This window comes from Streptomyces sp. NBC_00358 (assembly GCF_036099295.1).
GTDB lineage: Bacteria > Actinomycetota > Actinomycetes > Streptomycetales > Streptomycetaceae > Streptomyces.
This window is the reverse complement of record NZ_CP107976.1, coordinates 6,621,904-6,635,700: the sequence shown is the minus strand read 5'-3', so window position 1 is coordinate 6,635,700 and position 13,797 is coordinate 6,621,904. Positions and strand designations below refer to the sequence as shown.

Here is a 13,797-nt window from a genome sequence, read left to right as displayed (position 1 = left end):
CGCATGTCGCGTAGGAGAAGGACTCTCAGCACCAAGAAGAAGATCGCCCTGCTGGTCAGCGCGGCGACCGTGGCGGGCGGCGGCGCCTTCGCCCTGGCCGCCAACTCGAACGCGGCGTCGGTGCAGACCGCGCAGACCTCGATCGCGTGCAAGGGCCTGGCCAACGCGCTCGGCAACAACCAGCAGTTCATCGCGGACCAGCAGGCGCACCCGGACTCGCAGTCGGCGGCCAGGATCGCCAACCGCCAGGCCGTCATCGCGCAGATCAGGGTTCAGCAGCAGGCTTCCGGCTGCGCTGTCGGGGAATCGGCTCAGGACTCCCAGACCGCCCAGCAGCCGGCCCAGTCCGCACCCGCCAAGGCCGCGACCACCCCGGCGGCTCCGGCGAAGACCGCCCCCGCGAACAACGCGGGCGCCGGCGCCGCCACCGGCCAGCAGGTCTGCACCGGTTCGACCGTCACGCTCTCCGGCGAGGCGGGCGCACCGGCCGCGTCCAGCAACCAGTTCCCGGCCGGAACGAAGCTGAAGGTCACCAACCTGGACAACAACAAGTCCACGACCGTTCAGGTCACCTCGGTGTCCGGCAGCTGTGTGCTGCTGAACAACGCGGCCTTCGAGCAGGTCCGCGAGCCGGGCAAGTTCCTCATCCGCAGGGCCCGGATCGAGAAGGTCGGATAACGGGCACACCATACCGAAAGCCCTGCCGTCGCCGATCCCCTCCCGGTCGGAAGCGGCAGGGCTTTCGCATGAACGGGCCGCGGTCCGGCCGGACAGGCAACGGGGGCGGAACCGGGCCACATCCCCCGTACCGCTTCCACGCGCATCGCATACGAGCCGCCCCGCGCCGGACCCGCGGAACCCGTCCCGGCGGCACTCCGACCGATCGCGGTCGCGAACGATCACCCGCGAACATCCGCGACAGCGGGCGTCGTGTGAGACCGGGCACACACAGCTCAGGTAACACGGGGTTCACATTCGGGCAATGATCGGGAAATCGCTGGTTGACAGGCTTCCGGACATCCCCGGCGGCGCCCCAGTGCCGCAGCGCCGCAGCACCCGCAAGTGCGATCAAGACCCACCCCGAAGGATGTGGCCCGTGAGCTTCAAGGCTGAGTACATCTGGATCGACGGCACCGAGCCGACGGCCAAGCTCCGTTCCAAGACGAAGATCCTGGCCGACGACGCCAAGGGTGCCGAGCTGCCGATCTGGGGCTTCGACGGCTCCTCGACGAACCAGGCCGAGGGTCACGCCTCGGACCGCGTACTCAAGCCCGTGGCCAGCTTCCCGGACCCGATCCGCGGCGGCGACGACATCCTCGTCATGTGCGAGGTCCTCAACATCGACATGACGCCGCACGAGTCCAACACCCGTGCCGCGCTGGCCGAGGTCGCGGAGAAGTTCGCCGCGCAGGAGTCGATCTTCGGCATCGAGCAGGAGTACACCTTCTTCAAGGGTGCGCGCCCGCTCGGCTTCCCCGAGGGCGGCTTCCCGGCCGCGCAGGGCGGCTACTACTGCGGTGTCGGCGCGGACGAGATCTTCGGCCGTGACGTCGTCGAGGCGCACCTGGACAACTGCCTCAAGGCGGGCCTCGGCATCTCCGGCATCAACGCCGAGGTCATGCCCGGTCAGTGGGAGTTCCAGGTCGGCCCGCTGGCGCCGCTGGAGGTCTCGGACCAGCTCTGGGTCGCCCGCTGGCTGCTCTACCGCACCGCCGAGGACTTCGGTGTCTCCGCGACGCTGGACCCGAAGCCGGTGAAGGGCGACTGGAACGGCGCGGGCGCGCACACCAACTTCTCCACCAAGGCCATGCGCGAGGGCTACGACGCGATCATCACCGCGTGCGAGTCGCTCGGCGAGGGCTCCAAGCCGATGGACCACGTCAAGAACTACGGCGCCGGCATCGACGACCGCCTGACGGGCCTGCACGAGACCGCCCCGTGGAACGAGTACAGCTACGGCGTCTCCGACCGCGGCGCCTCGGTCCGCATCCCGTGGCAGGTCGAGAAGGACGGCAAGGGCTACATCGAGGACCGCCGTCCGAACGCGAACGTCGACCCGTACGTCGTGACGCGTCTCATCGTCGACACCTGCTGCACCGCCCTGGAGAAGGCCGGCCAGGTCTGATCCCGCCCGGTTGTCCCGAGGGGGCGTCCACCGTCACGGTGGGCGCCCCCTCGTGTTGTCGGTGGGGGGTGTCACAGTGGAGGAATGGAGATCGACGAGACCCTGGCCGTCAAGGCCGAGACGGAGAACGGGCAGACGCACACCCGGATCCCGGCGTCAGCCCTGCGCGCGCTGGTGGAGCGGATCGGCGGCCGGGGCGACCGGTTCCTGGTCGTGCAGCGGATACCCGACGTCCCTGACGTGTTCGCCCAGGTCTGGCACGAGGACGACGGGGACGGGGGCGGTGACTACCGGCTGGAACACCGGCGCGGCGAGGAGGAGTTCTCCGGTACGGACCTCACGGACCGGGAACGGGTGGCGGACCTCCTGACCGGCTGGGCGCTCAGCCGCGAGGGCTGGGACGCGGGCGTGGACTGGGAGCCGGTGGACCTCGGGCCGCGCGAGGAGGTGCCCGAACTGCCGGACGAGGTGCGCGAGAAGGTCGAGGAGCGGGTGCGGCTGTCGCTGCGCTGCGGCTACGACTCCCGCAGGATGTTGGCGGAGACCGCCGAGGACTTCCTGGTCACGGGGAAGGAGCGGCCGGTGTCGAAGGCGCAGGCCCGGCGGTTGACGGACCGGCTGTGGCGGGAACGGCTGGCCGAGCAGGAGACCTGGGAGGGGGTCACCGACCCCGAGCGGCTGACGCTCGCCTTCGAGGCCCTGGAGGAAAACGGCATCACGGCCCGCGAGCACTTCACCTGCTGCCACGGCTGCGGCACGGCGGAGATCGGCGCCGAGCGGGAGGACGCGCGCGGTTTCGTCTTCTTCCACCGGCAGGTCACGGAATTCGCCGCCGAGGGGCACGGACTGAGCCTGCACTACGGCGGGTTCGACGGCTCGGCGCGGACCACGACGGACATCGGACACGAGGTCGTCTCCGCCCTCGCCGGCGCCGGACTGTCCGCGACCTGGGGCGGCGATCCGGACAAGGCGATCGAGGTGAAACCCCTGATCTGGCGCAAACGCCTCACGGGTTGATCCGCGGGTGCCGTCGCCTTCACGCCAGGAAGCGTCCGAGCAGTGAGAGAGGGCTCCTGTCACGGGGCCGCGTCTGCTTCAATGGGTTCATGGCCAACTTCCAGAAGTGCGATGCGACGGGTCGCCATGACCTCGAGCCCTTCTGGCCCTCTCGTCAGCATCACGACTTCGACCGGGAGTGTTGCCGCGCGACGAACGCGCCGGCCCTCTAAAGCCGTACACCCCCGGCCTTCGGCCAGCGCGCCCGACGTACGTCCCGGCGGCCCGACCACGAACTCGCGGTCGCCGACCCTCCCGACGAACTTCTCGCGCGAAAGAGCTGACCTCTCATGGCGACCACTCGTTCCTTCTCCTCCGTCGCGACGGCCTCCACCCCTTCCACCACTCCCGGACGGCACCGGCTGCGTGCCGTCGACCGGGACGAGGTGCTGGACGTCGCCGAGTTCCTGCCGCCGGGCGCCACCTGGCTGCCCGCCCCCCAGCACGCTCTGCCGGTCCTGCCGGGACAGCCGCCGATGATCGGCTACCTGGTCCTCGTGCCGGCGGACCAGCAGCCCCTGCTGCCGGTCGGCCTGACGGGCCGTACCGAGCAGCGGACCGCCACCGACGACGGCGCCGATCCCCTGGTGCGCATCGACACCGTGCAGCGCACCGCCGAGGTCGACGGGCAGGTGCTGGACCTCACCTACCTGGAGTTCGAGCTGCTCGCGCATCTGGTGCAGAACCCGCACCGGGTGCACACCCGCGACCAGTTGGTCTCCACGGTGTGGGGCTACGGGCACGTCGGCGACGGACGGACCGTCGACGTCCACGTGGCCCGACTGCGCCGCAAGCTCGGCGCCCAGCACCGCCTGGCGATCCAGACGGTGCGCCGGGTGGGGTACAAGTACACCCCTCCGACCGGCCGTTGACCCTCTCCGCGAATCTTCTGTCAGCAGATCCGCGTTCCGTCGGACGGCCGGTCCGGGCAGAGTCCTCCGCATGACGCGGAGACTTCTGATGCTGGGCGGTACGGAGTTCGTGGGGCGCGCCGTCGTGGAGGCGGCGCTCGTCCGGGGGTGGGAGGTGACCGTCCTCCACCGCGGACGGCACGAACCCCCCGCCGGAGTGCGGTCGTTGCTCGGCGACCGCACCGTTCCGGACGGGCTCGCGGCGCTCGCCGGCACCGCGGACACCTGGGACGCCGTCGTCGACACCTGGTCGGCGGGGCCGCGGCCCGTCCGGGACGCGGCCCGTCTGCTGGCCGGGCGGGTGTCCCGCCATGTGTATGTGTCGAGCTGCTCGGTGTACACGTGGCCCCGCCCGGCCGGGTACACCGAGGACACCCCACTGGTGGACGGGGCCTCGGCCGGCGCGGACGCGACCGACTACGCCCGGGACAAGCGGGGCGGGGAGCTGGCCGCCGTCGAGGCCTTCGGCCCGGAACGCTCGCTGCTCGTGCGGTCCGGACTGATCCTCGGACCGTACGAGAACATCGGGCGGCTGCCGTGGTGGCTGAACCGGATCGCGGCGGGCGGCCCCGTGCTCGCTCCCGGACCGCGCGATCTGCCGCTCCAGTACGTCGACGTCCGCGACCTCGCGGAGTGGACGCTCGGAGCGGTGGAGGCGGAACTCGGCGGGGCGTACAACCTGGCCGGTCCTACGGGGCACAGCACGATGGGGGCACTGCTCGACGCGTGCGTGGAGGCGACCGGGGCGCGGGCCGAGCTCCGCTGGACGGACCCCGAGGCCGTGCTCGGCGCCGGGATCGAGCCGTGGACGCAGTTGCCGCTGTGGGTACCGGCCGGGAGCGAGGGTCATGCCGCCATGTACTCGATGGACGTCTCCCGCGCCCTGCGGACGGGGCTGCGGTGCCGGCCCGTCCGGGAGACCGTGGCCGGCACCTGGGACTGGCTCGGTTCGCTCGGCGGGCCGGCGCCGCGGCGCGCCGACCGGCCGGCGGTGGGACTCGATCCCGTGGTGGAGGCGAAGGTGCTCGGAATCTGAATCGCCGGGAATTCCAGGCCCGGACGCCCCCACCGCCGCGAGGAGTCCGCGCGACCGTACGCGGATTCGGTCCGGTGACCGGCGCCGATGAATCGTTGGATCTCTTCTTGGTCCGCGCCGGTACGGTCGGGCTCTTCGGGCCTGCCCGTGCGAGATCGCCGCGGGCGATCGGGGGCGTCCCGAACTCGGCCGTACTCCGGGGGAGTTGTGTTCGGCCGTGGATCGCGCCGCGATGCATCACGGTGCCGTACGGCGAGGGCCCATTCGAACCAGGACGCTTACTGAATATCAGTCAAAATAGCGCCCTCAAACCTGAATGGAGAGATCAACTCCAGTGAATTCGCGGGCTTCTGAGCCCATTGTGCCCGAATTGATCTCACAGAGTTCTAAGTTTCTTTCGAGACTCCTGAACACCTCACGCCCCTCCTGCGTATGGAAAGGAGCCGCTTCACTCCTGTCGGGCGCCTCGCTGCCCCGCAAGGAAGTCAGAGGAGTTCCATGGGACGCAACATTCGAAAACGCCGTTCGCCGCTGGCGGTTCGCGCCGTTGCCGCGTCGGCAGCGCTCGCGATCGGTGGGGGTGGGCTGGTCTGGGCGAATTTCTACGCCTCGGCGCACGAGAGCAACTCGGCTCACAACACCACCAAGGCCGCCACCGCACAGGTCGCGACCATCACCTGTCCGGACGTCGGTCAGAAGCTGACCAGCGTTCCGAACCAGGCGCGGGGCCAGGTCGACGGAGAGCTGGCGACGCTCGACCAGCAGATCACCGCCGCCTACCAGCGGCTCGCCACCACCAGGGACGCGCAGACGAGGGACGCGAGCTTCGTCCAGAACTCCATCCTCGGCCCGCTGAAGAACAACCGCTCGGTGATCATCGACCGGATCAAGCTGGAGATCAGCCGCGTCGGCGGAAAGGTTCCCGGCTGGCTCGACGGTCTCTCCACCTGCACGGGGCAGCCCGCTGACCAGACGAACGCCGGCGGACAGAACAACGGCGGCGGCGCCGCCGCCAGCCCGTCCGCGAGTGCCACAGCCGGTGCGGGCGCAGGCGCCGGTGCCGGTGCGTCCGCGAGTGCCAGTGCCAGCGCCCCTGCCGGTGGTGCGGCGGCGGGCAACGGCGGGCAGGGCGGAAACGGCCCGCTGGCGACGGACTTCGTCGACATCACGAAGGTCCAGCCGAACGTCGCCGCCAAGGCCAGGACCGGGGCGGCCGGTTCGTCCGGCATGTTCACGACGGCCTGCGGTGTCAACGCGAACAAGAAGTTCAACACGGACAACGTGATCGTGGCGCCCGGTGTCACCAATGGTGCGCACCACCTGCACGACTACGTCGGCAACCAGTCGAACGACGCCTTCGCCACCAACGACACGCTCGCGGCGGCCCAGACGACCTGCGCCAATCAGGGCGACAAGTCGACGTACTACTGGCCGGTCGTGCGTATCCAGAACGGTACGCAGGACTTCGACCAGAACAACCTGGGCGGCGGCAAGGAAGGCAACGTCGGCCAGATCCAGCAGGTGAAGCAGGCGCAGATCAAGTTCGTCGGCAGCCCGACCAGCAAGGTCGTCGCGATGCCGAAGTTCCTGCGCATCATCACCGGTGACGCCAAGACCACGACCAACGGTCTCGGCAACGCCAACGCGCACTGGAGCTGCACCGGCTTCGAGAACAAGGTGCAGCTGACGCAGCAGTACCCGATCTGCCCGCGGGGCAGCACCGTGGTCCGCACCTTCGCCTTCCAGAGCTGCTGGGACGGGGTGAACGCCGACAGCGCGAACCACCGCACGCACGTGGCCTTCGCCGACGCCCAGGGCAACTGCGCCAACGGGTTCAAGGCGATCCCGCAGCTGACGATGCGCCTGGTCTACAACTTCCGGGCCCCGACCCTCACCAACGGGCAGATCAAGAACGCCTACGCGGTGGACGGATTCCCGGAGCAGCTTCACAAGCCGGCTACCGACCACGACGACTTCATCAACGTCTTCGACGACGCCCTGATGACCAAGATGGTCACCTGCATCAACAGCGGCAAGCGTTGTAGGTAGGCCCTCAGAAGAAAGCCGGTGGCGGGGAATTCCCCGCCACCGGCTTTCTTCTGTGTCCCGGCGTCCGGGGCCCGCTCGCTCGGCCCCGCGTCCCTCGCGCGGTCAGCCGCTCTGCTCGTGACCGGCGTGACCGGCGTGCGAGGCGCCTTCTTCGAGGGTCCCGCCGAGCCGGCCGCGCAGCGTCGTGACCATCTTCTGGTCCCCCACGGCGACCCACTTCGCGCCCACGAGGTACGAACCGCCGTAGTCCTTGGCCCCGTTGAGCCACTCGCGCTGGCCGCGGTCGGTGGCGAAGGTCGCCAGGATGAACCGGCCGGTGCTGATCTTGCAGACACCCTGACGGATCTCGTCCGCGTCGGTCTGGATGCTCGGCTTGCACTTCACCTCGGCGGCCAGATCCTCCAGGCTGCCGGTCGCCGTGGGCGGGACGGTCTCCTTCGCCGCCACGCCCTTGCCGTCCGATCCGCCGCCGCAGCCGGTCAGTGCCAGCAGAGCGGCCACGACCGCCCCGGTCAGAAGCTTCCCGCGTGTCAACCTCATACGTTCCTCCGGTACCTGTCGGCGTTCACGCCGAGGAGAGCCCCGGCCAGGGCTCTGCCTTCGATACGGCTCCCGGCGGCCCTGTGCTCAATCGGGCCGCCGTCACGGGTGGGAACCCGGTACCGCCACGGGTACCGCTGTGCGAGGGTGGCACCCGTGAACGAAGACTGGGAAGAGCGTACGGCGGCGGCCTGGGCCGGCTTCGACGACTACGAGGAAGAGCGGGCGGCGGACTTCCGGGCGGTGATCGACGCGCTGGTCGCCGAGCTGCCCGCGGACAGCCCCCTCGGCCCCTTCGAGCAGGCCTGTGCCTGGGACTCGACGGGCCATTCCGACAAGGCCGTGCCGCTGTACCGGGAGGCGCTGGCCCGCGGTTTGAGCGGCTACAAGGGCCGGCGCGCGAGGATCCAGCTCTCCAGTTCGCTGCGCAACATCGGACAGGCGGACGAGGGCGTCAAACTCCTCACGCCCGAACTGGTAGCGCCGTCCGACGAGCTGGACGACGCGGTGCGGGCCTGTCTGGCGCTCTGCCTCGCCGACCTCGGACGCGAACGCGAGGGCCTGGCTCTGGTGATCGGCGCCCTGGCCCCCCATCTGCCGCGCTACCAGCGGTCGATGGCGAACTACGCGCGTCTGCTCGTGGAGCCCGGGGGCTCCGGGGACTGAGCGCTTCGCGGGGCCGGTGACCATCCACCGATTCGCTCGTTTTGCTGAACGTGCAGTCACAGGATGTAGCCCCGCGCCCCGCACCCTCCTCCGGAGCGGTCGTCGACGTCGAGCAGGCCGAGGCCGCGCTCGTCGAGCACTACCCGCGGCTGGTCCGGCTCGCCTATCTGATGCTTCCGCCGAGTCTCGGCCGCAACCGCAGGGTGCTCACCGCGCACGCCCTCACCCAGCGCGCGCTGCCGCGCGGCCGGGCGTCGGGCGACACGTCGGCCATCCCGGCCCAGCAGAGCAGCGGCGGCCGTGACGGCGACCCGGGCTACCGATTCGTGCGCCTCCAGGTGGTGCGTACGGCGCTGGAGGCAGGTCTGCCGCTGCGGCGCAGGGCGTGGCCCAAGCGGTCCCAGCTACCGCCCCTGCTCCCCCACGTGTGGGGTCTGCGGCTCTTCCCGCGCTCCGGCGGCGCCGACGAACTTGCCCTGGACCAGCGGCTGTCCGCGCTCTCCGGGCCGGCCCGGGCCGCGTATGTGCTGCGCGGTCTGGAGAAGCTGTCCGACGCGCATCTGCGCAAGGTGCTGACGGCGGCGGGTGTCGAGAACCCGGCCGCGGCGCTGAAGGAGGCCGCGGGCGTCGAGGCGCGGGACACGCTGCTCGACTCCCCCGAGTTCGACCCCTGTTCGCTGCACGCCCGGCCCACCGACCTGATGCGGCGCAGGCAGCACCTGAGGGCCGCGCTCGCCGCCACCGCCGCCGCGGCCGTGTGCGGCGCTCTGCTCTGGCTGCCGGGCGACGGCTGGGGTCCGGACGGTGCCGCGGCCCCCTCCTACGCGCAGAACCCGGCCGCCGAGGCCGCCCTCGACCCGGCCCGGCTGGAGCGGGTGCCGGCCACGGCCTGGGAGTCCTCCCCGCGCACCGACTTCTCCGTGTGGCCCGCGCGCGGCGGCCTCGTCAAGGACACCGCGCTGCTGCGGCGCGCGCTCGCCGTCTGGGCCCGGCCCGGCGAGTCCGTACACGTCGCCGCGGCGCCCGAGACCCCCTCCGGCCCCCCGCCCGGACCGCCCCAGCTCCTGTACGCGGGCGAGGTCGACCAGGCGCGCGTGGTGCTCCTCTACGACGGTCTGCGCGTCGTGCGCTATGCCGAGCCGAAGGACGGCACGCGCGGCGCGGCCCTCGACTTCGCGCGGACCGACGGGGCGGGCGGGGCCGAGGCGAGCGCGGTGGTACTGGGCCGGGCCGACGGCAACGTCCGCTATCTGACCGCTCCCTGGGTGACCAAGGCCACCGAGCTCGACCTGCTGAAGCCCTCCACCGGGACGATGGACCTCACCCTGTCCGCGGACGGCTCCACTTCTCCGCTGGCAGGACCGCCGCAGACCGGCGCGTGCACCTCGTGGAACGTGCTCCGTATCCAGGACCGTTCCGGAACCCGGCTGCTGACCGACCTCGGCGAGCTGATCCCGGCCCATCTCACCTCGGGCCGGCCCGCCGCGCCCCAGGAGGCGGCGGGCGCCGCGAACCTGCGGGAGTGGGCGCCGTTCGCGTGCTCGCTGGCCTCCATGCGCTCGCAGGGGGTGCGCTCCGTGAACGCCTGGCAGTACGCGCAGCAGCCGCTGCCCGACGGGAGCGGACCGGCCTCGTGGGTGTGCACCCGCGCCGACACCTGGCGGGGCGGCGGCACCCGGGTGCTGGCCCAGTTCCGCACCCCGGGCGGGACGTACGGGGCGGTCGTCGCCCAGGCCGAGAACTCCCCGGCGTGCGGCTCCCGCGATCCGCATGTGCTGGCCGGCGTGCTGTGGAAGTCGGGGGCGGGGGCGTGGTACCTCCTCGCGGCCGGCAGCAAGGACACGGCGTCGGTCCGGGCGACCGGCGGGGTGCGGGGGTCGGCCCCGGGCGCTCTGCTCACCGTACGAGCGCGACAGGGGACGCAGGCCCAGCTGAAGGGAACCCTGACGGACGGCCGGGGCATCAACGGGCTGCGCTGAGAACGGCCCGCCCCGGGCGCCCGGCGCATCGCCGGCACGGCATTGCTGACTCTGCACTGCTGACCCTGCACTGCTGACACGGCATTGCTGACACGGATGTAAACAAGTAGGCGCAGAGGGCTTCTCCCGTGCGCCTACCCGTCAGTACATTGACGCCATGTCTAACACGCAGGCCCGGTCGCCCCGGCCGGTCGAGTCCGAGCGGACGGCGCTCCAGGCGCGGAAGGTGTCGTTCTCCTGGGAGGACACACCCCTGCACTGGATACCGGGCGATCCGTTCGCCACGCACACCATCAACGTGCTGCATCTGCTGCTGCCGGCCGGCGAGCGGTGGTTCGTGCACGTGTACCGGCAGGTGCTGCCCCTCGTCCGCGACGAGCGGCTGCGCGCCGACGTCATCGGGTTCATCGGGCAGGAGGCGACGCACTCGCAGGCGCACGACGAGGTGCTGCCCCGCCTCAAGGAGCTGGGGCTCGACCCGACGCCGTACACCGCGCAGGTCGACTGGTTCTTCGAGAAGCTGCTCGGCGACCGGACGCTCCCCCCGGGCCGGGCGCGCACGTGGTGGCTGCTGGAGCGGGTCGCCCTGATCGCGGCGATCGAGCACTACACCGCCTTCCTCGGCGACTGGGTCCTGAACGCCGGGGAACTGGACCGGCTCGGCGCCGATCCGACCATGCTGGACCTGCTGCGCTGGCACGGCGCCGAGGAGGTCGAGCACCGCTCGGTGGCGTTCGAGCTGTTCCAGCACGTCGACGGCAGCTACCGCCGGCGCGCGCGGACCTGGGCGACCGCGTTCACCGCGCTCGTCTTCCTGTGGCAGCGCGGAACCCGGTTCTTCATGGAGAACGACCCCACGCTGACCGACGGCAGGGCGAGCTTCAAGGACTTCCACGCCGGCGGGAAGCGGGGCGTGCTGCCGCCCACCGGGGACCTGCTCAGGTCCGTCCCGCGCTATCTCAGCCGCACGTATCACCCTTCGCGGGAGGGCTCCACCGCGCAGGCGGTCGCCTACCTGGCCTCCTCGCCGGCCGCCACCGCCGCCTCGCCGGCCCTGGCAGCCGCAGGAAGCACCTCAAGCACAGGAACCGGCACCGTCCCGGACGCCGGGACGGGAGTGGGTGCCGCGTGATGCCCGGACCGCGGACCGTTGTCGCCGTCGCCGTCGCCGGGGCGGCCGTGCTCGTCCGGCGTGCCCTGCGCCGCCGGATCGAGGTGTCACCGCTGTGGCCGCTGCCCGCCCTGGAGGTCCCCGTCTCCGGGCGGCCCCGCCCACGGGCCCTGCGGCTGCCGGTCGCCCGGCACGAGCGCGTCGCCGACGGGGTGGTCCAACTGCGCCTGGAGGGCATGGACCTGCCGCGCTGGGAGCCGGGCGCCCATCTCGATCTGGTGCTGCCCTCGGGGCTCGTCCGGCAGTACTCGCTGTGCGGGGACCCGGAGGACACCTCGTCGTACACCGTCGCGACCCGGCTGGTCGAGGACGGGCGGGGCGGGTCGCGCGAGGTGCACGAGCGCCTCCGGGAGGGCATGGAGGTCGAGGTGCGCGGGCCGCGCAACCGCTTCCCGCTCGTCGCCGCCCCGGCGTACGTCTTCGTCGCGGGCGGTATCGGGATCACCCCGGTCCTGCCGATGCTGCGGGCCCTGCCCGAGGGCGCCGACTGGCGGCTGCTGTACGGCGGTCGGACGCGCGCCTCGATGCCGTTCCTGGAGGAGATCGAGAAGCTGGACCGCGCGAGGGTCACCGTCGTCGCGCGGGACGAGGACGGTCTGCCCGACCTGGACGCGCTGTTCGCCGGTCTCGCCCCGGACACGGCGGTCTACTGCTGCGGTCCGGACGGGCTCATGGCGGCGGTCGAGGCGCGGGTTCCACGGGGCCGCACGGTGCACCTGGAGCGGTTCACCGCCCCGGCGTCCGGCGCGGACGACGCCTCCTTCGAGGTCGAACTGCGGCGCAGCGGGCGCACGGTGACCGTACCCGCCGGCACCTCGGTCCTCGCGGCGGTGCGCGCGGAACTGCCCGACACGCTGTACTCCTGCGAGCAGGGATTCTGCGGGACCTGCCAACAGCGGGTGCTGGAGGGGGAGATCGAGCACCGGGACGAACTGCTGACGGACGCGGAGCGTGACGACTCGATGCTGATCTGTGTCTCGCGGACGAGGGGTGGACGAATCGTGCTGGACCTGTGAACGTCCGGCCGCCGGACCGGCCCGTTCTGGGCCGGATCCGATCGGTAAGGTGTTCGCATGACAACCGGGGTACGCCGCAGGATGGGCGTCGAGGAGCGACGGCAGCAGTTGATCGGCGTCGCCCTCGACCTGTTCAGCCGACGCTCGCCCGACGAGGTCTCCATCGACGAGATAGCCTCGGCCGCGGGTATCTCGCGACCGCTCGTCTACCACTACTTCCCCGGCAAACTCAGCCTGTACGAAGCCGCGTTGCAGCGGGCCGCCGACGATCTCGCGGGCCGGTTCGTGGAGTCCCGCGAGGGGCCGCTGGGAGCTCGGCTGCTGCGGGTGATGCGCCGCTTCTTCGATTTCGTGGACGACCACGGGCCCGGTTTCGCCGCGTTGATGCGGGGCGGCCCCGCCGTCGGCTCGTCGACCACCAACGCGCTCGTCGACGCCGTACGGCAGGCGGCGTACCTCCAGATCGTGTCGCATCTGGACGTCGAGAACCCGCCCGCCCGGCTGGAGCTGGTGATCCGTTCCTGGATCTCGCTCGTCGAGTCGACCGCGCTGATCTGGCTCGACGGGCGGCGGATTCCGCGCGGTGAGCTGGAGGTGCAGCTCGTGCACGACTTCGCGGCCCTGGCGGCGGTGAGCGCCGCCTACGACCCGGAGGTCGCCGAGCTGCTGCGCAAGGGCCTCAGCGACGAGCCGGGCGACGGTCCGTTCACCGATCTCGTCGTCCGGCTGCTCGCGCTCGCCTCACCGCCCACGTCGTAGGCGTCGCAGGAACGGGCGTGGGGTTCTGCCGCGCGCCCGGCCGGGCGCGCCCCGGACCCGGACCGGAGCCTTGGGACTACGCCTCGAACTTGCGGTACGACGGGTCGAGGTCGCGCACCTCGGCCGAGGCGTGCAGCTCCAGCCCTTCGGCCTGCTTCACATGGGTCTTCAGCAGCTCGAGTACGGCCTCGGTCAGCTTCACCTTGACCGCCTCGGTCCGCCCGGCGAGCAGGCCGAGGGTGACATGGACGACGGCGTGTCCGGCTGTGTCCGCGCCGACGACGGTGTCCTCGGTCCGGCGGAACTGCGTCTTGCACGCGCCGATCCTCGCGGCGGCCGTCCCGACCACCTCCGCGTGCAGGGCCAGGGCGAACCCCTGCCGGTCGAAGGCGTCTTCGAGCGGTGCGGAGTAGTCGACGGTGATCTGCGGCATGGGTACTCCCTGTTCCGGGGACGATCGTGATCACCCTAACCGCAGCCGCGGCCGCC

The 13,797-nt window shown here is 71.4% G+C and carries 13 protein-coding genes; 11 read left to right on the top strand and 2 right to left on the bottom strand.

Going from position 1 to position 13,797, the window contains the following annotated elements; all coding sequences use genetic code 11:
- The first annotated feature begins 3 nt into the window (after nucleotides 1–3).
- The 6 genes from OHT01_RS28220 to OHT01_RS28195 all read left to right on the top strand — a co-directional run bounded on the left by OHT01_RS28220 (nucleotide 4) and on the right by OHT01_RS28195 (nucleotide 7,177).
- On the top strand, nucleotides 4–678 hold the full coding sequence (locus tag OHT01_RS28220) for a hypothetical protein (RefSeq protein ID WP_328555914.1): 675 nt from the start codon (nucleotides 4–6) through the stop codon (nucleotides 676–678).
- Nucleotides 679–1,096: 418 nt separating this feature from the next.
- On the top strand, nucleotides 1,097–2,125 hold the full coding sequence (gene glnII, locus OHT01_RS28215) for a glutamine synthetase (protein WP_326788189.1): 1,029 nt from the start codon (nucleotides 1,097–1,099) through the stop codon (nucleotides 2,123–2,125).
- Nucleotides 2,126–2,209: 84 nt separating this feature from the next.
- Nucleotides 2,210–3,142 carry a DUF6891 domain-containing protein gene (locus OHT01_RS28210; protein WP_328555913.1) on the top strand — a complete coding sequence of 311 codons (933 nt, stop codon included), beginning with the start codon at nucleotides 2,210–2,212 and terminating at the stop codon, nucleotides 3,140–3,142.
- A 329-nt stretch (nucleotides 3,143–3,471) separates the two neighbouring features.
- On the top strand, nucleotides 3,472–4,053 hold the full coding sequence (locus OHT01_RS28205; protein WP_328555912.1) for a winged helix-turn-helix domain-containing protein: 582 nt from the start codon (nucleotides 3,472–3,474) through the stop codon (nucleotides 4,051–4,053).
- 88 nt (nucleotides 4,054–4,141) lie between these two features.
- A complete protein-coding gene (locus OHT01_RS28200) occupies nucleotides 4,142–5,128 on the top strand; it encodes an NAD-dependent epimerase/dehydratase family protein (RefSeq protein ID WP_328558298.1) in 987 nt (328 codons plus the stop codon).
- A gap of 498 nt (nucleotides 5,129–5,626) precedes the next feature.
- Nucleotides 5,627–7,177, top strand: a complete 1,551-nt coding sequence (locus tag OHT01_RS28195; RefSeq protein ID WP_328555911.1) for a DUF1996 domain-containing protein — start codon at nucleotides 5,627–5,629, stop codon at nucleotides 7,175–7,177.
- Nucleotides 7,178–7,279: 102 nt separating this feature from the next.
- Here the strand turns inward: OHT01_RS28195 and OHT01_RS28190 are convergent, their stop codons facing one another.
- Nucleotides 7,280–7,717 carry a hypothetical protein gene (locus OHT01_RS28190; RefSeq protein WP_328555910.1) on the bottom strand — a complete coding sequence of 146 codons (438 nt, stop codon included), beginning with the start codon at nucleotides 7,715–7,717 and terminating at the stop codon, nucleotides 7,280–7,282.
- 156 nt (nucleotides 7,718–7,873) lie between these two features.
- Between OHT01_RS28190 and OHT01_RS28185 the strand changes: the two genes are divergently transcribed.
- The 5 genes from OHT01_RS28185 to OHT01_RS28165 all read left to right on the top strand — a co-directional run bounded on the left by OHT01_RS28185 (nucleotide 7,874) and on the right by OHT01_RS28165 (nucleotide 13,308).
- Nucleotides 7,874–8,383, top strand: coding sequence for a tetratricopeptide repeat protein (locus tag OHT01_RS28185; protein WP_328555909.1), 510 nt, complete (start codon nucleotides 7,874–7,876; stop codon nucleotides 8,381–8,383).
- A 50-nt stretch (nucleotides 8,384–8,433) separates the two neighbouring features.
- Nucleotides 8,434–10,362 carry a hypothetical protein gene (locus OHT01_RS28180; RefSeq protein WP_328555908.1) on the top strand — a complete coding sequence of 643 codons (1,929 nt, stop codon included), beginning with the start codon at nucleotides 8,434–8,436 and terminating at the stop codon, nucleotides 10,360–10,362.
- A gap of 157 nt (nucleotides 10,363–10,519) precedes the next feature.
- Nucleotides 10,520–11,494, top strand: coding sequence for a metal-dependent hydrolase (locus OHT01_RS28175; RefSeq protein ID WP_328555907.1), 975 nt, complete (start codon nucleotides 10,520–10,522; stop codon nucleotides 11,492–11,494).
- Nucleotides 11,494–12,549 (top strand): PDR/VanB family oxidoreductase, encoded by a 1,056-nt coding sequence (locus OHT01_RS28170; protein WP_328555906.1) that lies wholly within the window; start codon nucleotides 11,494–11,496, stop codon nucleotides 12,547–12,549. The genes OHT01_RS28175 and OHT01_RS28170 overlap by 1 nt, the downstream gene beginning before the upstream one ends.
- 57 nt (nucleotides 12,550–12,606) lie before the next feature.
- Nucleotides 12,607–13,308: a TetR/AcrR family transcriptional regulator gene (locus OHT01_RS28165; RefSeq protein WP_328555905.1), complete on the top strand. Its 702-nt coding sequence runs from the start codon at nucleotides 12,607–12,609 to the stop codon at nucleotides 13,306–13,308.
- A gap of 76 nt (nucleotides 13,309–13,384) precedes the next feature.
- On the opposite strand, the gene OHT01_RS28160 is transcribed toward OHT01_RS28165, so the two are convergent.
- Nucleotides 13,385–13,741, bottom strand: coding sequence for a 5-carboxymethyl-2-hydroxymuconate Delta-isomerase (locus tag OHT01_RS28160; protein ID WP_328555904.1), 357 nt, complete (start codon nucleotides 13,739–13,741; stop codon nucleotides 13,385–13,387).
- Nucleotides 13,742–13,797: the final 56 nt, after the last annotated feature.